Source organism: Enterobacter sp. 5-4 (assembly GCF_000612205.1).
In the GTDB taxonomy this organism is placed as follows: Bacteria; Pseudomonadota; Gammaproteobacteria; order Enterobacterales; family Enterobacteriaceae; genus Enterobacter; species Enterobacter roggenkampii.
On the sequence record NZ_JFHW01000010.1, the window covers coordinates 78,236 to 99,225 of the forward strand.

General features: G+C 57.4%; 17 protein-coding genes. 11 read left to right on the top strand and 6 right to left on the bottom strand.

All coding sequences use genetic code 11. From position 1 onward, the window contains the following. Positions 1–164: 164 nt before the first annotated feature. Positions 165–371 carry a DUF1107 domain-containing protein gene (locus AA74_RS0106580; protein ID WP_008501430.1) on the top strand — a complete coding sequence of 69 codons (207 nt, stop codon included), beginning with the start codon at positions 165–167 and terminating at the stop codon, positions 369–371. A 71-nt stretch (positions 372–442) separates the two neighbouring features. Here AA74_RS0106580 and AA74_RS0106585 read toward each other — a convergent pair whose 3' ends face one another. Continuing rightward, a complete protein-coding gene (locus AA74_RS0106585) occupies positions 443–1,780 on the bottom strand; it encodes a hemolysin family protein (protein WP_008501429.1) in 1,338 nt (445 codons plus the stop codon). Positions 1,781–1,991: 211 nt separating this feature from the next. Next, a complete protein-coding gene (gene msrA / locus AA74_RS0106590) occupies positions 1,992–2,633 on the bottom strand; it encodes a peptide-methionine (S)-S-oxide reductase MsrA (protein ID WP_008501428.1) in 642 nt (213 codons plus the stop codon). A gap of 224 nt (positions 2,634–2,857) precedes the next feature. On the opposite strand from msrA, the gene tamA reads away from it, so the two are divergent. The 3 genes from tamA to AA74_RS0106605 are packed head-to-tail and all read left to right on the top strand — an operon-like array spanning position 2,858 to position 8,711. Continuing rightward, positions 2,858–4,591 (top strand): autotransporter assembly complex protein TamA, encoded by a 1,734-nt coding sequence (gene tamA, locus AA74_RS0106595; protein ID WP_008501426.1) that lies wholly within the window; start codon positions 2,858–2,860, stop codon positions 4,589–4,591. Beyond that, complete coding sequence (gene tamB, locus AA74_RS0106600) at positions 4,588–8,364, top strand: autotransporter assembly complex protein TamB (protein WP_025911951.1); 3,777 nt, start codon at positions 4,588–4,590, stop codon at positions 8,362–8,364. Before tamA ends, tamB begins: the two co-directional genes overlap by 4 nt. A 2-nt stretch (positions 8,365–8,366) precedes the next feature. Next, entirely contained in the window at positions 8,367–8,711 is a 345-nt protein-coding gene (locus tag AA74_RS0106605; protein ID WP_008501424.1) for a gamma-glutamylcyclotransferase, read from the top strand. Positions 8,712–8,765: 54 nt separating this feature from the next. Here AA74_RS0106605 and ppa read toward each other — a convergent pair whose 3' ends face one another. Continuing rightward, the gene (ppa, locus tag AA74_RS0106610; protein ID WP_008501423.1) at positions 8,766–9,296 is read right to left on the bottom strand and encodes an inorganic diphosphatase; all 531 of its coding nucleotides are present in this window, start codon (positions 9,294–9,296) and stop codon (positions 8,766–8,768) included. A 309-nt stretch (positions 9,297–9,605) separates the two neighbouring features. Here ppa and ytfQ point away from each other — a divergent pair, with 309 nt between their 5' ends. From ytfQ to AA74_RS0106635, 5 genes are all read left to right on the top strand, one after another. Continuing rightward, positions 9,606–10,562, top strand: a complete 957-nt coding sequence (gene ytfQ / locus AA74_RS0106615; RefSeq protein WP_021240696.1) for a galactofuranose ABC transporter substrate-binding protein YtfQ — start codon at positions 9,606–9,608, stop codon at positions 10,560–10,562. A gap of 105 nt (positions 10,563–10,667) precedes the next feature. Next, complete coding sequence (ytfR, locus tag AA74_RS0106620; RefSeq protein ID WP_025911955.1) at positions 10,668–12,170, top strand: galactofuranose ABC transporter, ATP-binding protein YtfR; 1,503 nt, start codon at positions 10,668–10,670, stop codon at positions 12,168–12,170. A 10-nt stretch (positions 12,171–12,180) separates the two neighbouring features. Continuing rightward, positions 12,181–13,206 (top strand): galactofuranose ABC transporter, ATP-binding protein YtfT, encoded by a 1,026-nt coding sequence (ytfT, locus tag AA74_RS0106625; RefSeq protein WP_021240695.1) that lies wholly within the window; start codon positions 12,181–12,183, stop codon positions 13,204–13,206. After that, complete coding sequence (yjfF, locus tag AA74_RS0106630; protein WP_008501419.1) at positions 13,193–14,194, top strand: galactofuranose ABC transporter, permease protein YjfF; 1,002 nt, start codon at positions 13,193–13,195, stop codon at positions 14,192–14,194. The genes ytfT and yjfF overlap by 14 nt, the downstream gene beginning before the upstream one ends. Positions 14,195–14,278: 84 nt before the next feature. Next, positions 14,279–15,850: a methyl-accepting chemotaxis protein gene (locus AA74_RS0106635; RefSeq protein ID WP_021240693.1), complete on the top strand. Its 1,572-nt coding sequence runs from the start codon at positions 14,279–14,281 to the stop codon at positions 15,848–15,850. Here the strand turns inward: AA74_RS0106635 and AA74_RS0106640 are convergent. Both AA74_RS0106640 and fbp read right to left on the bottom strand, forming a co-directional pair. Next, positions 15,822–16,178 (bottom strand): LysR family transcriptional regulator, encoded by a 357-nt coding sequence (locus AA74_RS0106640; RefSeq protein ID WP_025911961.1) that lies wholly within the window; start codon positions 16,176–16,178, stop codon positions 15,822–15,824. The genes AA74_RS0106635 and AA74_RS0106640 overlap by 29 nt on opposite strands. A 150-nt stretch (positions 16,179–16,328) precedes the next feature. After that, the gene (fbp, locus tag AA74_RS0106645; RefSeq protein ID WP_008501416.1) at positions 16,329–17,327 is read right to left on the bottom strand and encodes a class 1 fructose-bisphosphatase; all 999 of its coding nucleotides are present in this window, start codon (positions 17,325–17,327) and stop codon (positions 16,329–16,331) included. 197 nt (positions 17,328–17,524) lie between these two features. Between fbp and mpl the strand changes: the two genes are divergently transcribed. Further along, positions 17,525–18,904: a UDP-N-acetylmuramate:L-alanyl-gamma-D-glutamyl-meso-diaminopimelate ligase gene (mpl, locus tag AA74_RS0106650; protein ID WP_025911962.1), complete on the top strand. Its 1,380-nt coding sequence runs from the start codon at positions 17,525–17,527 to the stop codon at positions 18,902–18,904. Between the two features lie 76 nt (positions 18,905–18,980). On the opposite strand, the gene yjgA is transcribed toward mpl, so the two are convergent. Then, entirely contained in the window at positions 18,981–19,532 is a 552-nt protein-coding gene (gene yjgA, locus AA74_RS0106655; RefSeq protein ID WP_008501414.1) for a ribosome biogenesis factor YjgA, read from the bottom strand. Positions 19,533–19,627: 95 nt separating this feature from the next. On the opposite strand from yjgA, the gene pmbA reads away from it, so the two are divergent. Then, positions 19,628–20,980, top strand: coding sequence for a metalloprotease PmbA (pmbA, locus tag AA74_RS0106660; protein WP_008501413.1), 1,353 nt, complete (start codon positions 19,628–19,630; stop codon positions 20,978–20,980). Positions 20,981–20,990 lie beyond the last annotated feature (10 nt).

Below are 20,990 nucleotides of genomic sequence, written 5' to 3' on the forward strand. Positions count from 1 at the left end.
GCAAAGATTATTCTGAATAATTGTAATCAAACGGTAAATAAACTTATGCACACTGGGTAACACCGTAGTTCTGGTCTATAGTCATTGGGCATTAAAATTTGCGCTCAGGACAGTCGGGCCGATTGTGGCACCGCAAGAGCGTATGATTCGCAGGAGATACAAGAATGAAAATTTTCCAACGCTACAACCCGCTTCAGGTGGCGAAGTACGTGAAGATCCTGTTCCGTGGACGGTTGTATATCAAGGATGTTGGCGCTTTTGAGTTTGATAAGGGCAAAATCCTTGTCCCAAAAGTGAAGGACAAACAGCACCTGTCTGTGATGTCCGAAGTCAACCGTCAGGTTATGCGTCTGCAAACTGAGATGGCTTAACCAACGTGCTATGCAGTAGTTAAAAAAACGGCTCCCGATGGGAGCCGTTGATGTTTGTGGGGGCAGGAACCTTACGCCGACACCTTCTCTTCCGCATCCGGCAGCTTCGGCACCAGTACGGTCGGTTTGTTGTCGATGCGCGTCACCAGCAGCTGGTCGATGCGGTAGTTATCAATATCCACCACTTCAAACTTGTAGCCGGAGAACTTCACCGAGTCGGTGCGTTTCGGGATCTTACGCAGCATAAACATCATAAAGCCGCCGATGGTCTCGTAGTTTCCGGACTGCGGGAACTCGTCGATATCCAGCACGCGCATCACGTCTTCAATTGGCGTGCCGCCATCAATCAGCCATGAATTATCGTCACGCTGAACAATCTGCTCTTCCAGCCCCTGGCCTACCAGGTCGCCCATCAGCGTGGTCATGACGTCGTTCAGGGTGATAATACCCACCACCAGCGCGTATTCGTTCATGATCACCGCGAAGTCTTCCCCGGCGGTTTTGAAACTTTCCAGCGCTTCTGAGAGCGTCAGGGTGTCCGGCACAATCAGGGTATTGCGGATCTGCACGCCGCTGTTCAGCGCCAGGCTCTGGTTCGCCAGCACGCGGTTCAGCAGGTCTTTGGAGTCGACGTAACCGATGATGTGGTCAATATCTTCATTACAGACCAGGAACTTGGAGTGCGGATGCTGCGCCACTTTGTTCTTCAGGCTCTGCTCATCTTCATGTAAATCGAACCAGATAATGCTTTCACGGCCCGTCATGGAAGAGGGCACGGTACGGGATTCCAGTTCGAATACGTTCTCAATCAGTTCGTGTTCCTGCTTACGCAGTACCCCGGCCAGGGCACCGGCTTCCACGACCGCATAAATGTCGTCAGAGGTGATGTCATCTTTACGCACCATCGGCAGCTTAAAGATGCGGAAAATGACGTTTGCCAGGCCGTTGAAGAACCACACCAGCGGGCGGAACACAAACAGGCAGAAGCGCATCGGGTTGATGATACGCAAAGCCACGGCTTCTGGCGCAATCATACCGATGCGTTTCGGGGTCAGGTCGGCGAAGAGGATGAACAGCCCGGTCACCAGCGAGAAGGAGAGGATAAAGCTCAGCTGTTCGGCCAGTTCTGCGGACATGTACTGCGCAAAGAGGCTATAAAACGCCGGGGAAAATGCCGCATCGCCCACGATACCGCCCAGGATAGCCACCGCGTTCAGACCAATTTGCACCACGGTAAAGAACGTACCGGGGTTTTCCTGCATTTTGAGAATGCGTGAGGCGTTGATGTTGCCCTCGTCGGCGAGCAGCTTCAGTTTGATTTTACGGGACGCGGCCAGCGAGATCTCGGATATCGAGAAAAATGCACTGACGGCAATCAGACAAAGTATTACTAAAATACTGTTTAACATAGTTTATCCGGCTTCTCGCCAGATCCTCAGAAGGGGAGTTGATACCATTTGTGTGGAAACACATTGAACATCAGCTCGTAGCGTTGAGCCGATTATTTCAGCGGGTAGTATAGCGTAAAGAGATGTAAATCTGCCAGAGGTCACATTTTTACATAAAACAGACCGGACAGCGGGTGCTGCCCGGTACGGGCGACGATCTAACGGCTGATAATCAGGCCAGCTGTGGCGGCAGGCAGACGCCGATACCTCCGATTCCGCAGTAGCCGTACGGGTTTTTATGCAGATACTGCTGGTGATCGTCCTCGGCGTAGTAGAACGGTTTCGCGGTGGTGATTTCCGTGGTCACCTCGCGCGTATCGCCCGCTTCACGCATGGCCTGCTGGAAACGCTCAAGGCTGGCGCGCGCGGCGGCATCCTGCTCAGGGGTGAGCGGATAGATAGCCGAGCGGTACTGCGTGCCGTGGTCGTTGCCCTGACGCATGCCCTGCGCCGGGTCGTGGTTTTCCCAGAAGACCTGCAGGAGCTGTTCGTAGCTGATTACCGTCGGGTCGTACACTACGCGTACCGCTTCCGCATGGCCGGTTTCGCCGGAGCAGACTTCGCGGTAGGTTGGATTCGGCGTGTAACCGCCCGTGTAGCCGGCTGCCGTGCTGTAAACGCCAGGCAACTGCCAGAAGAGGCGCTCAACGCCCCAGAAGCAGCCCATAGCGAACAGGGCGATTTCCATGCCATCAGGAACGTTAGTCATGGAATGGCCATTGACGGCGTGTAAAGTCGCCACAGGCATAGGGGTGTTGCGTCCCGGTAATGCATCTGCTTGTGAAACCAGATGCTTTTTGTCGAATAAACTCACGGTGGGGCCTCCCGGGGTGCGATGTTTCGGTTAAGGTTGTCACGGCGCGTTTAATTGAACACAATAAATGCGCTGAATGAGTCTAGATTTAATCATAAGAAATATTTGGGTGTTACACCCATTTTCAACCCGAGATTCGGGTTTTTGGCCAACAGGCCGTATTTTGCCGCGGAGCGGCACTTCATTTGCTTCCAGGGTGGAAACAGGGATATTCAGGAGAAAACGTGACAAAAATCCGCCAGTTATGTTTAGTCAGTCTGTTGCTGACAAGCGGGATTGCCAGCGCGGCGAATGTCCGTTTGCAGGTTGAGGGGTTATCCGGGGCGCTACAAAAAAACGTGCGTGCGCAGCTATCGACCATCCAGAGTGATGAGGTGACGCCGGACCGGCGTTTCCGCGCGCGCGTCGATGATGCCATCCGTGAAGGACTAAAAGCGCTAGGGTATTACGAACCCACCATTGATTTCGATCTCCGCCCGCCCCCAAAGAAGGGGCGCCAGGTGCTTATTGCCCGCGTTTCGCCGGGCGAGCCGGTGCTGATTGGCGGCACCAACGTCATCCTGCGCGGCGGGGCGCGTACCGACCGGGATTACCTGGACCTGCTCAGCACGCGGCCGAAAATCGGCACCGTGCTCAACCACGGTGACTACGACCACTTCAAAAAAGAGCTGACCAGCGTTTCCCTGCGTAAGGGCTACTTTGACAGCCAGTTCAATAAAAGCCAGCTGGGCATTGCGCTGGCGCGACGTCAGGCCTTCTGGGATATCGACTACGATAGCGGAGAACGCTACCGCTTTGGCGACGTGACGTTCGAAGGGTCGCAAATTCGTGAAGAGTACCTGCAAAACCTCGTGCCCTTTAAAAAAGGGGATTACTACCAGTCGAGCGACCTGGGTGAGCTGAACCGACGGCTCTCAGCCACCGGCTGGTTTAACTCCGTGGTTGTCGCCCCTGAATTTGATAAGTCTCGCAAAACCAAGGTGTTGCCGCTGCACGGCGTTGTTTCGCCGCGCACCGAGAACACCATTGAAACCGGTGTGGGCTATTCGACGGACGTTGGCCCGCGCGTGAAGGCCACCTGGAAAAAGCCGTGGATGAACTCCTACGGCCATAGCCTGACCACCAGCGCCAGCATTTCCGCCCCGGAACAGCAGCTCGATTTCAGCTATAAAATGCCGCTGCTGAAAAATCCGCTTGAGCAATATTACCTGGTTCAGGGGGGCTTTAAGCGCACCGACCTCAACGATACCGAGTCCGATTCCACCACGCTTGCCGTGTCGCGTTACTGGGATCTCTCCAGCGGCTGGCAGCGCGCCATCAACCTGCGCTGGAGCCTGGATCACTTTACCCAGGCCAACGTCACCAACACCACCATGCTGCTCTATCCTGGGGTGATGATCAGCCGCACCCGCTCGCGCGGCGGCCTGATGCCGACCTGGGGCGATTCCCAGCGTTACTCTATCGATTACTCCAACACCATGTGGGGTTCCGACGTAGATTTCTCGGTGATTCAGGCGCAGAACGTCTGGATCCGCACGCTGTATGACAAACACCGCTTTGTGGTGCGCGGCAACCTCGGCTGGATTGAAACCGGCGACTTCGACAAGGTCCCGCCGGACCTGCGCTTCTTCGCCGGGGGCGATCGCAGCATCCGTGGCTATAAATACAAATCCATCGCGCCTAAGGACGATGACGGCAAGCTGATCGGTGCCTCTAAGCTGGCTACCGGCTCGCTGGAGTACCAGTACAACGTCAGCGGAAAATGGTGGGGCGCTATGTTCGTCGACGGCGGCGAAGCGGTGAGCGATATCCGCCGCAGCGATTTTAAAACCGGCGCGGGCGTCGGCGTACGCTGGCAGTCACCCGTCGGGCCCATCAAGCTCGATTTCGCCGTGCCGGTGGGCGACAAAGAAGAACACGGATTACAGTTTTACATCGGTCTGGGGCCTGAATTATGAGTTTATGGAAGAAGATAAGCCTCGGGGTGCTGATTTTTATCGTGCTGCTGCTCGGTACGGTGGCGTTTCTGGTGGGAACGACGACCGGGCTGCATCTGCTGTTTAACGCCGCGAACCGCTGGGTGCCGGGGCTGGAGATTGGCCAGGTGACGGGCGGCTGGCGCGACCTGCGCCTGAAGAACATCCGCTATGAGCAGCCGGGCGTGGCGGTGAACGCCGGGGAGTTTCACCTGGCGGTGAAGCTGGGCTGTCTGCGTGATAGCAAGCTCTGCGTCAACGATTTGTCGCTAAAAGACGTCAACGTGGCGATAGATTCGAAGAAAATGCCGAAGTCTGCGCCGGTAGAGGAAGAGGACAGCGGTCCGCTGAATCTCTCCACGCCGTACCCGATCGCGCTTTATCGGGTGGCGCTTGATAACGTCAATGTCAAAATCGACGACACCACCGTGTCCGTGATGGATTTCAGCTCCGGCCTGCGCTGGCAGGAGAAAAACCTCACCCTGACGCCAACCTCCCTGCAGGGCTTGCTGATCGCGCTGCCGAAAGTGGCCGACGTGGCGCAGGAAGAGATCGTCGAGCCGAAGATCCAGAACCCGCAGCCGGAAGAGAAGCCGCTGGGCGAAACGCTGAAAGACCTCTTCTCGAAGCCTGTCCTGCCGGAAATGACCGATGTGCATCTGCCGCTGAACCTCAATATTGAAGAGTTCAAAGGCGAGCAGCTGCGCCTGACCGGCGATACCGACCTGACGGTCTATAACATGCTGCTGAAAGTCAGCAGCATTGACGGCAATATGAAGCTCGACGCGCTGGATATCGACACCAATCAGGGCTCGGTGAACGCGTCAGGCAACGCCCTGCTGCGCGACAACTGGCCGGTGGATATCACGCTGAATAGCGCCCTGAACATTGACCCGCTCAAAGGCGAGAAGGTGAAGGTCAAAGTAGGCGGGGCGCTGCGCGAGAAGCTGGATGTCGGGGTCAATCTCTCCGGCCCGGTAGACATGGTCCTGCGTGCGCAAACCCAGCTGGCGGAAGCCGGGCTGCCGCTCAATCTTGAGGTGGTCAGCAAGCAGCTTTACTGGCCATTCACCGGCGAAAAACAGTACCAGGCCGATGACCTGAAGCTGAAGCTGAGCGGCAAGATGACCGACTATACGCTCTCGTTCCGCACCGCAGTGAAGGGGCAGGGCGTGCCGCCCGCGAACATCACCCTGGATGCGAAGGGCAACGAACAGCAGGTTAACCTCGACAAGCTGACCGTCGCGGCGCTGGAAGGCAAAACCGAGTTGACCGCGCTGCTCGACTGGCAGCAGGCGATCAGCTGGCGCGGCGAGCTGAAGCTGACGGGCATTAACACCGCCAAAGAGGTGCCGGACTGGCCGTCGAAGCTGGATGGCCTGATCAAAACCCGCGGCAGCCTGTACGGCGGCACGTGGCAGATGGACGTGCCGGAGATCAAGCTCACCGGGAACGTGAAGCAGAACAAGGTAAACGTTGAAGGCTCGGTGAAAGGCAACAGCTACCTGCAGTGGGTTATCCCGGGTCTGCACGTGGCGCTGGGCCGCAACACGGCGGATATCAAAGGCGAGCTGGGGGTGAAAGATCTCAATCTGGACGCCACCATCGACGCGCCGAATCTGGATAACGCCCTGCCGGGCCTGGGCGGTACGGCGAAGGGGCTCCTGAAGGTGCGCGGCACGGTAGACGCGCCGCAGCTGCTGGCTGACATTACCGCCAATAACCTGCGCTGGCAGGCGCTGAGCGTTGCCCGCGTTCGCGTGGAAGGGGATGTGAAATCCACTGACCAGATCGGCGGAAACCTGAACCTGCGCGTGGAGCGCATTTCTCAGCCGGACGTCAACATCAGCCTGGTCACCCTGGACGCGAAAGGGAACGAGAAGCAGCACGACCTGCAGCTGCGCGTGCAGGGCGAGCCGGTCTCCGGCCAGCTTCACCTGACCGGCAGCTTCGACCGCAAAGAGGAGCGCTGGAAAGGGACGCTGGATAACACCCGCTTCAACACGCCGGTCGGGCCGCTGGCGCTGTCGCGCGCCATCGCGCTGGACTACCGCAACGCCGAGCAGAAGATCAGCATTGGGCCGCACTGCTGGACCAACCCGAATGCGGAACTGTGCGTGCCGCAGACCATCGACGCGGGCGCGGAAGGACGCGCGCAGATCAACCTCAACCGCTTCGATCTGGCGATGCTGAAACCGTTTATGCCGGATACTACCCAGGCCAGCGGCGTCTTCAGCGGAAAAGCCGATGTCGCCTGGGACACCACCAAAGAGGGGCTGCCGCAGGGCAGCGTCACGCTGTCCGGGCGTAACGTGAAGGTGACGCAGGAGGTGAATGACGCGCCGCTGCCGGTGGCCTTCGACACCCTGAACCTGAGCGCGGACCTGCATAACAACCGTGCGGAGCTGGGCTGGCTGATTCGTCTCACCAACAACGGTCAGTTTGACGGCAAGGTTCAAATTACCGACCCACAGGGACGGCGAAATCTGGGCGGCAACGTCACTATCCGCAACTTCAACCTGGCGATGGTGAACCCGATTTTCGCACGCGGGGAAAAAGCCGAGGGCATGGTAAATGCCAACCTGCGCCTGGCGGGCAATGCGCAAAGCCCACAGCTGTTCGGCCAGCTGCGCCTCAGCGGCGTGGATATTGACGGCAACTTTATGCCGTTTGACATGCAGCCGAGCCAGATCGCGATGAACTTCAACGGCATGAGCTCGACGCTGAGCGGATCGGTACTGACGCAGCAGGGGCAAATCAATCTGAGCGGCGACGCGGACTGGAGCCAGCTCGACAACTGGCGCGCCCGTATTGCCGCGAAGGGCAGTAAGGTGCGCATCACCGTACCGCCGATGGTGCGACTGGACGTCTCGCCTGATGTGGTCTTTGAAGCTACGCCAAGCCTCTTCACGCTTGACGGTCGCGTTGACGTGCCGTGGGCGCGCATCGTGGTTCACGACGTGCCGGAAAGTGCGGTCGGCGTCTCAAGTGATGAAGTTATGCTCAATGAAAATCTGAAACCGGTCGAACAGAAGAGCGCGGGCATACCGATTAATAGTAACCTTATCGTGCACGTGGGGAATAACGTGCGGTTGGATGCGTTTGGGCTGAAGGCGAGGCTTACGGGCGACCTGAAGGTGGCGCAGGATAAACAAGGGCTTGGCCTGAACGGGCAGATCAATATCCCTGAAGGGCGATTCCACGCCTATGGTCAGGATCTGATTGTCCGCAAAGGCGAGCTGCTGTTCTCCGGTCCACCGGATCAACCCTTGCTGAACATTGAAGCGATTCGTAACCCGGAAGCGACGGAAAACGACGTCATTGCCGGGGTACGCGTCACCGGTTCCGCCGACGAACCGAAGGCGGAGATCTTCTCTGACCCGGCGATGTCCCAGCAGGAAGCCCTCTCTTACCTGCTGCGTGGTCAAGGTCTCGACAGCGGTCAGAGCGACAGCGCGGCGATGACTTCGATGTTAGTGGGGCTGGGGGTTGCACAAAGTGGGCAGGTTGTGGGTAAAATCGGCGAGACGTTCGGCGTAAGCAATCTGGCGCTGGACACCCAGGGCGTGGGTGACTCCTCGCAGGTGGTGGTCAGCGGCTATGTACTGCCGGGTCTGCAGGTAAAATATGGTGTGGGGATCTTTGACTCACTGGCAACACTCACGTTACGCTATCGCCTGATGCCTAAGCTATATCTGGAAGCAGTGTCCGGCGTAGACCAGGCACTTGATCTGCTCTATCAGTTTGAGTTTTAGCAATGCGAATATTTGTCTACGGCAGTTTACGAACCAGGCAAGGCAACAGTCACTGGATGACCAATGCCCAGCTACTGGGGAATTACAATATCGAGAACTACCAGTTGTACAGCCTGGGCCACTATCCAGGCGCGGTTCCGGGTGAAGGAACAGTACAGGGTGAAGTTTATCGTATTGATAACGCGACGCTTGCCGAACTTGATGCCTTGCGCACCAGGGGCGGTGAATACGCACGCCAGTTGATCCAGACGCCGTACGGAAGCGCGTGGATGTATGTCTACCAGCGTCCAGTCGACGGGTTAACGCGGATCGTAAGCGGTAACTGGTTAGACAGAGACCAGTACTGAAAAACGACAACGCCACCGTAAGGTGGCGTTGTTTTTTGTGTCTGGCAGTAAGAATTACTTCTTAGCAGCGCGTTCGAAAGAGGCGATGATTTCCGCTTTCGCTGCTTCTGCGTTGTCCCAGCCGTCAACTTTAACCCACTTGCCTTTTTCGAGGTCTTTGTAGTGCTCGAAGAAGTGAGTGATCTGCGCTTTCAGCAGCTCTGGCAGGTCGTTCACATCTTTGATGTGATCGTATTCTTTGCTCAGCTTGGTGTGCGGTACCGCAACCAGCTTCGCATCTTCACCGGATTCGTCGGTCATTTTCAGCACGCCAACGGGACGGCAGCGAATCACTGCGCCTGGCTGCAGTGGGTATGGCGTTGGGACCAGCACGTCAACCGGGTCACCGTCCAGAGACAGGGTGTGGTTGATGTAACCGTAGTTGCACGGATAGAACATCGCGGTAGACATGAAGCGGTCTACGAACAGGGCGCCGCTCTCTTTGTCCACTTCGTATTTGATCGGATCTGCGTTAGCCGGGATTTCGATAACTACGTAGATGTCTTCTGGCAGTTCTTTACCCGCTGGGACGTTGAGTAAGCTCATGTCGGTGTCCTTTAAAATGGATGGTAAACAAGTGGCAGGTATTATAGCCAACTCGCGCTGAATGTCTCCGCCTGTTTTCGCCTTCTCTCCACGTTCTTCCCACTTTTCAGACCGATTCCATGACAGAAAAATCCATAAACTCAGCCGCATTTTTCATGGAGAAATGAAAGCGATTACAAACTTGTGATTAACGTTTTATTCACTTTTCTGAAGTGTGATGTAACGCAATTCGTTACATATTTCATGGGCTATAGTCATTCCGCAGAACATCTTTTAACCAACAATAACTCACCCTACGAGGACGTTCATATGTGGAAGCGCTTACTCCTTGTCACAGCAGTTTCGGCAGCCATGTCGTCTATGGCGATGGCCGCTCCCTTAACCGTAGGTTTTTCGCAGGTCGGCTCTGAATCTGGCTGGCGAGCGGCAGAAACCAACGTGGCGAAAAGCGAAGCTCAGAAACGCGGCATTACCCTGAAAATCGCCGATGGCCAGCAAAAACAAGAGAATCAGATCAAAGCCGTGCGCTCCTTTATCGCCCAGGGCGTGGATGCCATCTTTATTGCACCCGTCGTGGCGACCGGCTGGGAACCCGTCCTGAAGGAAGCGAAAGACGCTGAAATCCCGGTCTTCCTGCTCGATCGTTCCATCGACGTCAAAGACAAATCTCTCTATATGACCACCGTGACGGCCAACAACGTGCTGGAAGGGCAGTTAATTGGCGACTGGCTGATAAAACAGGTCGACGGCAAGCCGTGTAACGTTGTTGAACTGCAGGGCACCGTCGGGGCGAGCGTGGCCATCGACCGTAAAAAAGGCTTTGCTGAAGCCATCGCGAAAGCGCCAAACATCAAGATTATCCGCTCTCAGTCCGGCGACTTTACCCGCAGCAAAGGTAAAGAGGTGATGGAGAGCTTCATTAAGGCTGAAAACAACGGCAAGAACATCTGCATGGTTTACGCCCACAACGATGACATGGCGATCGGCGCGATTCAGGCAATTAAAGAAGCGGGCCTGAAGCCGGGCAAAGATATCCTCACCGGCTCTATCGACGGCGTGCCTGATATCTACAAAGCGATGATCGACGGCGAAGCCAACGCCAGCGTGGAGCTGACGCCAAACATGGCCGGCCCGGCATTCGACGCGCTGGAGAAATTCAAGAAAGACGGCACGATGCCGGAGAAAGTGACGGTCACCAAATCCACGCTCTACCTGCCTGACACGGCGAAAGAAGAGTTAGAGAAGAAGAAAAATATGGGCTACTAAGCCTGTCTGAACATGCCGGGTGACGCTGCGCTTACCCGGCCTACGATACGCTCTTTTGTAGGCCGGATAAGCGTAGCGCCTTCCGGCTTGATGCAGGGGGAAACCATGACCACTGAACAACACCAGGAAATCCTCCGCACAGAGGGCTTGAGTAAATTCTTCCCCGGCGTAAAGGCGCTGGATAACGTTGATTTCAGCCTGCGGCGCGGGGAGATCATGGCGCTGCTGGGGGAAAACGGCGCGGGAAAATCGACGCTGATTAAATCTCTGACCGGCGTTTATCACGCCGACCGCGGCACCATCTGGCTGGAAGGCAGCGCCATTTCGCCCAAAAACACCGCCCATGCCCAGCAGTTGGGGATCGGGACGGTATACCAGGAAGTGAACCTGCTGCCGAATATGTCGGTGGCGGATAACCTGTTTATTGGCCGTGAGCCACGACGCTTTGGCCTGCTGCGCCGTAAAGAGATGGAGGCGCGGGCGACAAAGCTGATGGAATCCTACGGCTTCTCCCTCGACGTCCGCGAGCCGCTGAACCGCTTTTCCGTGGCGATGCAGCAGATCGTCGCCATTTGCCGCGCGATCGATCTCTCGGCAAAGGTGCTGATCCTCGACGAACCCACCGCCAGCCTCGATACCCAGGAGGTGGAAATGCTCTTTACCCTGATGCGCCAGCTGCGCGATCAGGGCGTCAGCCTGATCTTCGTTACCCACTTCCTCGATCAGGTGTATGAGGTGAGCGATCGCATTACGGTGCTGCGCAACGGCAGCTTTGTCGGCTGCCGCGAAACCCGCGAGCTGCCGCAGATCGAGCTGGTCAAAATGATGCTGGGCCGCGAGCTGGAGACCAACGCCCTTCAGCGCGCGGGCCGCACGCTGCTGAGCGAGAAGCCGGTCGCCGCGTTCAGCGATTACGGCAAAAAAGGGGTCATCTCGCCGTTTAATCTTGAGGTGCGGCCGGGCGAAATTGTCGGGCTGGCGGGCCTGCTGGGCTCGGGGCGTACCGAGACAGCCGAGGTGATCTTCGGGATCAAGCCCGCCGACAGCGGCAGCGCGCTGATCAAGGGCAAACCGCAAACCCTGCGATCGCCGCATCAGGCCTCCTGTCTGGGTGTGGGCTTCTGCCCGGAAGACCGGAAAACGGACGGCATTATTGCCGCCGCCTCGGTGCGGGAAAATATCATTCTGGCGCTTCAGGCGCAGCGCGGCTGGCTGCGGCCGATCCCACGCAAAGAGCAGAACGCCATTGCTGAGCGCTTTATCCGCCAGCTCGGCATCCGCACCCCGAGCGCGGAACAGCCCATCGAGTTCCTCTCCGGTGGTAACCAGCAGAAAGTGCTGCTCTCCCGCTGGTTGCTGACCAAACCCCAGTTCCTGATCCTCGACGAACCGACCCGCGGCATTGACGTAGGGGCGCACGCCGAAATTATCCGGCTTATCGAAACCCTGTGCGCAGACGGTCTGGCCCTGCTGGTCATTTCGTCCGAGCTGGAGGAACTGGTGGGCTATGCCGATCGCGTCATCATCATGCGCGATCGTAAACAGGTGGCAGAGATCCCGCTGGATAAGCTGTCCGTTCCGGCGATCATGAATGCCATCGCGGCATAAGGAGTGAATCGTGATGTCCCGTTCGCTTTCGCAAACCGGTGAGTCAAAGCGCCGCTTCAGCTGGCCGACCGGCACGCCGCAAATCGCGGCGCTGCTGGTGGTTTTACTGGTGGATAGCCTGGTCGCGCCGCATTTCTTCCAGATTATCGTGCAGGATGGCCGCCTGTTTGGCAGCCCGATAGACATTTTAAACCGCGCCGCGCCCGTGGCGCTGCTGGCCATCGGGATGACGCTGGTCATCGCCACCGGCGGGATTGATCTCTCCGTCGGCGCGGTGATGGCTATCGCCGGGGCCACGGCAGCCTCCATGACCGTGGCCGGGCATAGCCTGCCGGTGGTCTTGCTTGCAGCCTTAGGCACTGGCGTGCTGGCCGGATTATGGAACGGCATTCTGGTGGCGGTGCTGAAAATCCAGCCCTTTGTCGCCACGCTCATTTTAATGGTGGCCGGGCGCGGCGTCGCGCAGCTGATTACCTCCGGCCAGATTGTCACCTTTAACTCCCCGAGCCTGGCGTGGCTCGGCAGCGGCAACCTTCTGTTCTTCCCGACGCCGGTGATGATTGCCCTGGTGACGCTCGTGGTGTTCTGGCTTTTCACCCGCAAAACGGCGCTGGGCATGTTCATTGAGGCCGTCGGGATCAACATTCGCGCCGCGCGCAACGCCGGGGTCAACACGCGGCTGATGGTGATGCTGACCTACGTGCTGAGCGGTATTTGCGCCGCCATCGCCGGCGTGATCGTCGCGGCGGATATTCGCGGAGCCGATGCCAACAACGCCGGGCTCTGGCTGGAGCTGGATGCGATCCTGGCGGTGGTCATCGGCGGCGGGTCGCTGATGGGCGGGCGCTTTAACCTGCTGCTCTCGGCGATCGGCGCGCTGATCATTCAGGGCATGAACACCGGGATCCTGCTTTCGGGATTCCAGCCGGAACTCAACCAGGTGGTGAAAGCGGTGGTCGTGCTCTGCGTGCTGATCGTCCAGTCGCCGCGCTTTGTCAGCATCATTAAGGGGATCCGTGGCCATGATAAAACGTAATTTACCGCTAATGATCACGCTGGGCGTGTTTGTGCTGGGCTATCTCTACTGCCTGACCCAGTTCCCGGGGTTTGCCTCGACGCGCGTGATCTGCAATATCCTGACCGATAACGCCTTTTTAGGCATCATCGCCGTCGGCATGACCTTTGTGATCCTCTCCGGCGGGATCGATCTCTCCGTCGGCTCGGTGATCGCGTTTACGGGCGTGTTCCTCGCGAAAGCGATTGGCTTCTGGGGCATCTCACCGCTGCTGGCGTTCCCGCTGGTGCTGGTGATGGGCTGCGCGTTTGGCGCCTTTATGGGGCTGCTGATCGACGCGTTAAAAATTCCGGCGTTTATCATTACCCTCGCGGGGATGTTCTTCCTGCGTGGGGTAAGTTATCTGGTGTCTGAAGAGTCGATCCCGATTAACCATCCGGTGTACGACACGCTCTCCAGCCTGGCGTGGAAAATTCCCGGCGGCGGTCGTCTGAGCGCGATGGGGCTGCTGATGCTGGGCGTGGTCGTCATTGGCATCTTCCTCGCCCACCGCACCCGGTTTGGCAATCAGGTTTACGCTATTGGCGGCAACGCCACGTCGGCCAACCTGATGGGGATCTCGACCCGCAGCACCACCATCCGCATCTATATGCTCTCGACCGGCCTGGCGACGCTGGCGGGGATCGTCTTCTCGGTGTATACCCAGGCGGGCTATGCCCTTGCAGGCGTTGGCGTGGAGCTGGATGCGATTGCTTCTGTGGTCATCGGCGGCACGCTGCTCAGCGGCGGCGTGGGGACGGTACTGGGGACGCTGTTCGGCGTGGCGATTCAGGGGCTGATCCAGACCTATATCAACTTTGACGGCACGCTCAGCTCCTGGTGGACGAAGATCGCCATCGGCATTCTGCTGTTTATTTTTATTGCCCTGCAGCGCGGCCTGACGGTGCTCTGGGAGAACCGTCAAAGCTCGCCTGTTACCCGCGTGAACACATCGGTAACAGAGCGATAACATGCTGAAAGTCTAAACATTTTCCGGTAGCGGCCGATACTCTTTTTTTATGCCCAGAAATATCTCGCTACCGGAAATAATATCATGCTGAAAACGCTATCGATTCGTACCGGCTTGCTCTCTTTACTGGCCGTTATGACCCTTCTGCTGCTGATTGTCAGCGGCATTGGCATTTATGCCCTCACACAGAGTTCTTCTTCGCTGCAGCGCATTAATCACCTTCAGGGTGAGCAGATGGTGCAGCTTAATTCAGGCTATACGCTGATCCTCCGCGCGCGCAATGAAGCGGGTCAGGCCGTCCGCATGATGGAAATCGGCATGCTGGACGATGCGGCCAGCGCGGTAAAAAACATCAATCAGGAAGTTGCCCTGGCCCAGAAAACGCTGAAGGGCGTGATCGACGGCGGCGTGGCTGACGAGCAGGGGCAGCAGCTGCTCGATAAAGTGGCAGCCAGCCTGGCGGCGTATAACCAGCAGGGGATCAACCCGATGCTGAAAACCCTCAATGACCAGAGCGCGGACGGGTATTACGACCTGCTGGAGAAGACGCTGATCCCGCTGGCGTCAGCGTTTGATAACGACATGCAGGCGTTTCAGAAATGGAGCGAAGCGCGAGGTCAGGCGGAAGTGAGTGCCGTGCAGGCGAGCAAAACCCGCGTCCTGATCCTGATTATCGTCGCCGCGCTGCTGACGGCGGGCATTATCGTGCTGGCCTGGCTTGCGCTGCGCCATATGCTGCTCAAGCCGCTCTCGGCGTCGATTGCTCAGCTGGAGAACGTGGCGGCGGGCGATTTAACCCATACGCTGGCCGCGCCCGCGAGCCAGGAGTTTAACCGCCTTAACGCGGTCATTGAGGAGATGCGTCAGTCGCTGATGAACTCGGTTCTGCGGGTACGCGATGCCAGCGCGCAGATTGACACCGGCAGCCGCGAGCTGACGCTGGGGAACCGGGATCTCGCCGAGCGAACGGAATCCACCGCCACGTCGCTGGAGCAGACGGCGGCCAGCATGGAACAGATCACCGCCACGGTGAAGCTCAACGCCGATAACGCCGAGCAGGCGCACCAGCTGGCGAAGTCGGTCTCCGACACGGCCGATCACGGCAGCGAAATGGTCTGCTACGTGATTGAAAAAATGCGCGATATCTCCGGCAGCTCGGCGCGCATCGCCGACATCCTGAGCGTGATCGACGGCATTGCCTTCCAGACCAATATCCTGGCGCTTAACGCCTCCGTAGAGGCGGCGCGCGCGGGCGAGCAGGGGCGCGGGTTTGCCGTCGTCGCGGGCGAGGTGCGAAACCTGGCCAGCCGCAGCGCCGACGCGGCGAAGGAGATTCGTTCTCTTATCAGTGATTCGCAAACCCACGTTAACGAGGGCAGCGAGCTGGCCCAGCAGGCGGGCGAAACAATGGATGAGATCGCAACAGAAGTGCTGCGCATGACCAAACTGATGCGTGAGATTGCGACCGCGTCTCAGGAGCAGAGCCGCGGCATTGAGCAGGTTAATATTGCGGTAAACCAGATGGATGAAACCGCGCAGCAGAATGCGGCGCTGGTGCAGCAATCCTCCGCCGCGACCCGCTCCCTTGAGGAGCAGTCGCGTCAGCTGATGGAAGCCATGTCATCATTCAAAGTGACGACTCAGAACGCGGCATAATATTACCCAGCCCCGGTACGTTCTGTGCCGGGGTTTTATTCCTTTCGGAATTAAGCGCCCCGATATTATCGTGAATTTCGCCCATTAATATTTCCAGCGAGCGGGTTAAGGCTAATGCTTTTTCCGTCGGCTCAAGATATAAGCCTTTGCGGAGAAATAACGGCTCATCAAAGAGTTGATTAAAACGCTTTAATGCCAGACTCACCGCAGGGCGTGACATCTCCAGACGCAAAGAGGCCTTTGCCATGCTGCCGCAGCGGACGATTTCAATAAATACAGGGATAAGATTTAAATCAATGCCGGTATTAGCACGGGAATAATTTTTCATTGCGTTTCTGCTCCACGAAATATCTGTCAAACTGTTATGGAAATAATGCAGGAGCAGTGGCGAATATTAAAGCGTGTTTTTTATAAACACTTATACGGTAAAATATATAAATGAACAGGGGAGCCGGATCGGCTCCCCTGAAGAGAGGGATTACGCGTCCGGGTACTCGCGGATAAAGCGTTCAACGTCTTCAACCATGTGGTTGTTGCCGACGAAGAACGAACGGCGCTGGTGAAGGCTTTCCGGCACGATCTCCAGAATACGCTCTTTACCGTCGCTCGCCTTACCGCCCGCCTGTTCGGCCAGGAACGCCATCGGGTTGCATTCGTACAGCAGACGCAGTTTCCCGTCCGGGTGGCTGGCGGTGCTTGGGTAGAGGTAGATGCCGCCTTTCAGCAGGTTACGGTGGAAATCCGCGACCAGAGAGCCAATATAGCGGGACGTGTACGGGCGCTGCGTCGCTTTATCTTCTTCCTGGCAGAATTTGATGTACTTCTTCACGCCGTTCGGGAAGCGGATGTAGTTACCTTCGTTAATGGAGTAGGTATTGCCCTTCTCCGGGAAGCGCATGCGTTCCTGGCTCAGACAGAAAACGCCCAGGGAAGGATCGTACGTAAAGGCATGTACGCCGCAACCGGTGGTGTAGACCAGCATGGTGGAGGAGCCATAGACGACGTAACCGGCAGCAACCTGATTAATGCCCGGCTGCAGGAAATCTTCTTCGGTCACCGGCGTGCCAACAGGCGTGACGCGGCGGTAGATGGAGAAAATGGTACCGACAGAAACGTTAACATCAATGTTGGAGGAGCCGTCGAGCGGATCCATCAGAACAACGTATTTCGCGTGTTCACACCCTTCGAAAACAACAATTTCATCTTCTTCTTCGGAGGCGATACCCGCAACGATGTCGCGCGCGCGCAGTGCAGCTTTCAGTTTTTCATTTGCGAACAGATCGAGTTTCTGTTGAACCTCGCCCTGAACGTTCTCGGCACCGCTGGCACCCAGGATATCGACCAGACCGGCCTTGTTGATATCACGGTGGATGATCTTAGCGCCCAGCTTTATTGCCGACAGCAAAGCAGTGAGTTCACCGGTAGCATGAGAGAACTCGTGCTGCTTTTCGACAATAAATTCACCTAACGTTTTCATAACACTTTCCCTGCATCTTTGTGAGTAGAGCGATTGTATGTTCACTAAAACGACTAAAGCCCAACAATCTTAACAAATATTCAAATAGTAGCGCAGAGGTGAATCGCGCCAGCAACATACGGATTTACCTGAAATGCGTTTCACAGCCGCTAACATGTGAGTAAAATGTGCGCCACATTGAAGAAGGATAGTGACGTATGCGCATTCATATATTGGGGATTTGTGGCACTTTCATGGGCGGACTGGCAATGCTGGCGCGCTCGCTGGGCCATGAGGTGACAGGTTCGGACGCCAATGTGTATCCGCCAATGAGCACACTTCTGGAGAAACAGGGCATCTCTCTTATTCAGGGCTACGATGCCAGCCAGCTGGATCCCGAGCCGGACCTGGTGATTATTGGCAACGCCATGACCCGCGGCAATCCGTGCGTTGAGGCGGTACTGGAACGCAATATTCCGTTCATGTCCGGCCCGCAGTGGCTGCATGACTTCGTCCTGCGCGACCGCTGGGTGGTTGCCGTTGCCGGTACCCACGGCAAAACGACCACCGCGGGCATGGCGACCTGGATCCTCGAAGCCTGCGGCTATAAGCCGGGCTTCGTCATCGGCGGCGTACCGGGCAACTTTGACGTTTCTGCGCGCCTGGGGGACAGCCCGTTCTTTGTGATCGAAGCCGACGAGTATGACTGCGCGTTCTTCGACAAGCGCTCCAAGTTCGTGCACTACTGCCCGCGCACGCTGATCCTCAACAACCTTGAGTTTGACCACGCGGATATTTTTGACGATCTGAAGGCCATACAGAAACAGTTCCACCACCTGGTGCGCATCGTGCCGGGCCAGGGCCGCATCATCCTGCCGGAAAACGACATCAACCTGAAGCAGACCCTGGCGATGGGCTGCTGGAGCGAGCAGGAGCTGGTGGGCGAGCAGGGCCACTGGCAGGCGAAGAAACTCAACGCCGATGCCTCCGAGTGGGAAGTGCTGCTCGACGGCGAAAAAGTGGGCGAGGTGAAGTGGGGCCTGGTGGGCGAACACAACATGCACAACGGCCTGATGGCAATCGCTGCCGCACGCCATGTGGGCGTTCAGCCTGCGGATGCGGCGAATGCGCTGGGTTCATTTATCAATGCCCGCCGCCGTCTGGAGCTGCGCGGTGAAGCCCACGGCGTCACCGTGTATGACGATTTCGCGCACCACCCAACGGCCATTCTGGCGACGCTTGCCGCCCTGCGTGGCAAAGTTGGCGGTACCGCGCGCATTCTGGCGGTGCTGGAACCGCGCTCGAACACCATGAAGATGGGCATCTGCAAAGACGATCTCGCGCCGTCGTTAGGACGTGCCGATGAAGTCTTCCTGCTGCAGCCGCAGCATATTCCGTGGCAGGTGGCGGAAGTGGCCGATGCCTGCATCCAGCCTGCGCACTGGAGCGCGGATGTGGATGCGCTCGCGGATATGGTGGTGAAAGCCGCTCAGCCCGGCGACCATATTCTGGTGATGAGCAACGGCGGTTTTGGTGGGATCCATCAGAAGCTGCTGGACGGGCTGGCGAAGAAAGCGGAAGCGGCCGCCGAGGCGTAAAAAAAGCCCGGTGGCGCTAGCGCTTACCGGGCCTACGTTCTTTTCCCCCTCGCCCCTCCGGGGTGAGGGGGACGGATTACTCTTCGTTCTCAGACAGCTCGCGCAGATACTGGAAAATCAGGCGCGCAGACTTCGGCGGCTTATTCCCTTCTTTCTCTTTCTTCGCGTTGCGGATCAAGGAACGCAGCTGCTGGCGGTCGGCATCCGGCCACAGGTTCAGCACTTCCGGTACGGCGTCATCACCCTGTTCAATCAGACGATCGCGGATCTGCTCCAGCTTGTGGAACAGCGCAACCTGCTGGTTGTGGCGGTTTTTCAGCTTGTCCAGCGCCTGGCGGATCGGATCAACATCGCGCTGACGCAGCATTTTCCCGATAAGCTGAAGCTGGCGACGACGGCCTTCTTTTTTGATTTTCTGTGCCAGTTCAATGGCATCGCGCAGATCCTGGTCGAGCGGGATCTTATCCAGCGCGTTTTTACCCAGTTCTACCATTTCCGCGCCAAGCTGTTTTAACTCTTCGGCGTCACGTTTAATTTCACTTTTACTGACCCAGATGATCTCATCATCTTCGTCTTCGATGTCATCACCGGGAACGTCGTCGAGCCAGTCTTCGGGCTGCTTAGTCATGTCAGGCTCCTTAAAAAAAGAGGCTAATGTTACCAGTTAAGACGCGCACTGAAAAACGGTTCTCTGTTAGACTTCAGTTAACTCTCTCTTACAGTATGGCATTTGCGATGAAAGTAACCTCACAAGTTGAAGCGCAGCGTAAGATTCTGGAAGAAGCCGTCTCCACCGCGCTGATGCTTGCTTCAGAAAAATCAGATGGCGCCGAAGTGGCGGTCAGCAAAACCACCGGCATTAGCGTGAGCACCCGCTATGGCGAAGTGGAGAATGTTGAATTCAACAGCGACGGCGCGCTGGGTATCACGGTATACCACCAGAATCGCAAAGGCAGTGCGTCATCCACCGATCTCAGTCCGGATGCCATCGCCCGTACGGTGCAGGCCGCGCTGGATATCGCCCGTTATACCTCACCGGATCCTTACGCCGGCGTGGCGGATAAAGATCTGCTGGCGTTTGACGCGCCGGATCTCGACCTGTTCCATCCGGCGGAAGTGACGCCGGACGAAGCGATTGAGCTGGCCGCGCGCGCCGAGCAGGCGTCCCTGCAGGCCGACAAGCGCATCACCAATACCGAAGGCGGCAGCTTTAACAGCCACTACGGCATCAAAGTCTTCGGCAACAGCCACGGCATGCTGCAGGGCTACTGCTCTACCCGCCACTCGCTCTCCAGCTGCGTCATCGCCGAAGAGAACGGTGACATGGAGCGCGACTACGCCTATACCATTGGCCGCGCGCTGGGGGATTTGCAGTCTCCGGAGTGGGTAGGCAAAGAGTGTGCCGAACGCACGCTGTCTCGCCTGTCGCCGCGTAAACTCTCCACCATGAAAGCGCCGGTGATTTTTGCCAACGAAGTGGCGACCGGTCTGTTTGGCCATCTGGTGGGCGCTATCGCGGGCGGCTCCGTTTACCGTAAATCGACCTTCCTGCTCGACTCGCTGGGTAAGCAGATCCTGCCGGAATGGCTCACCATCGAAGAGCATCCGCACCTGCTGAAAGGCCTGGCCTCCACGCCGTTCGACAGCGAAGGCGTGCGCACCGAGCGTCGTGACATCGTGAAAGACGGCATTCTGACCCAGTGGCTTCTGACCAACTACTCCGCGCGCAAGCTGGGGCTGAAAAGCACCGGGCACGCGGGCGGCATTCACAACTGGCGCATTGCCGGGCAGGGCCTCAACTTTGAGCAGATGCTGAAAGAGATGGGCACCGGTCTGGTGGTGACCGAGCTGATGGGTCAGGGCGTCAGCGGCATCACCGGCGATTACTCTCGCGGCGCGGCGGGCTTCTGGGTTGAAAACGGCGAAATCCAGTATCCGGTGAGCGAAATTACCATCGCTGGCAATCTGAAGGATATGTGGCGCAATATCGTTACGGTCGGTAACGATATTGAAACACGCAGCAATATACAGTGTGGTTCTGTATTACTCCCGGAAATGAAAATCGCCGGACAATAGAGATAGCGTT

Excerpts from the sequence above, each read along its gene's own strand:
- yjgA (WP_008501414.1), bottom strand. The coding sequence starts at position 19,532 with ATGACTAAGCAGCCCGAAGACTGGCTCGACGACGTTCCCGGTGATGAC.
- ytfQ (WP_021240696.1), top strand. The coding sequence starts at position 9,606 with ATGTGGAAGCGCTTACTCCTTGTCACAGCAGTTTCGGCAGCCATGTCG.
- ppa (WP_008501423.1), bottom strand. The coding sequence starts at position 9,296 with ATGAGCTTACTCAACGTCCCAGCGGGTAAAGAACTGCCAGAAGACATC.
- ytfR (WP_025911955.1), top strand. The coding sequence starts at position 10,668 with ATGACCACTGAACAACACCAGGAAATCCTCCGCACAGAGGGCTTGAGT.
- AA74_RS0106605 (WP_008501424.1), top strand. The coding sequence starts at position 8,367 with ATGCGAATATTTGTCTACGGCAGTTTACGAACCAGGCAAGGCAACAGT.
- yjfF (WP_008501419.1), top strand. The coding sequence starts at position 13,193 with ATGATAAAACGTAATTTACCGCTAATGATCACGCTGGGCGTGTTTGTG.
- tamB (WP_025911951.1), top strand. The coding sequence starts at position 4,588 with ATGAGTTTATGGAAGAAGATAAGCCTCGGGGTGCTGATTTTTATCGTG.
- AA74_RS0106635 (WP_021240693.1), top strand. The coding sequence starts at position 14,279 with ATGCTGAAAACGCTATCGATTCGTACCGGCTTGCTCTCTTTACTGGCC.
- AA74_RS0106585 (WP_008501429.1), bottom strand. The coding sequence starts at position 1,780 with ATGTTAAACAGTATTTTAGTAATACTTTGTCTGATTGCCGTCAGTGCA.
- mpl (WP_025911962.1), top strand. The coding sequence starts at position 17,525 with ATGCGCATTCATATATTGGGGATTTGTGGCACTTTCATGGGCGGACTG.
- AA74_RS0106580 (WP_008501430.1), top strand. The coding sequence starts at position 165 with ATGAAAATTTTCCAACGCTACAACCCGCTTCAGGTGGCGAAGTACGTG.
- pmbA (WP_008501413.1), top strand. The coding sequence starts at position 19,628 with ATGGCATTTGCGATGAAAGTAACCTCACAAGTTGAAGCGCAGCGTAAG.
- AA74_RS0106640 (WP_025911961.1), bottom strand. The coding sequence starts at position 16,178 with ATGAAAAATTATTCCCGTGCTAATACCGGCATTGATTTAAATCTTATC.
- fbp (WP_008501416.1), bottom strand. The coding sequence starts at position 17,327 with ATGAAAACGTTAGGTGAATTTATTGTCGAAAAGCAGCACGAGTTCTCT.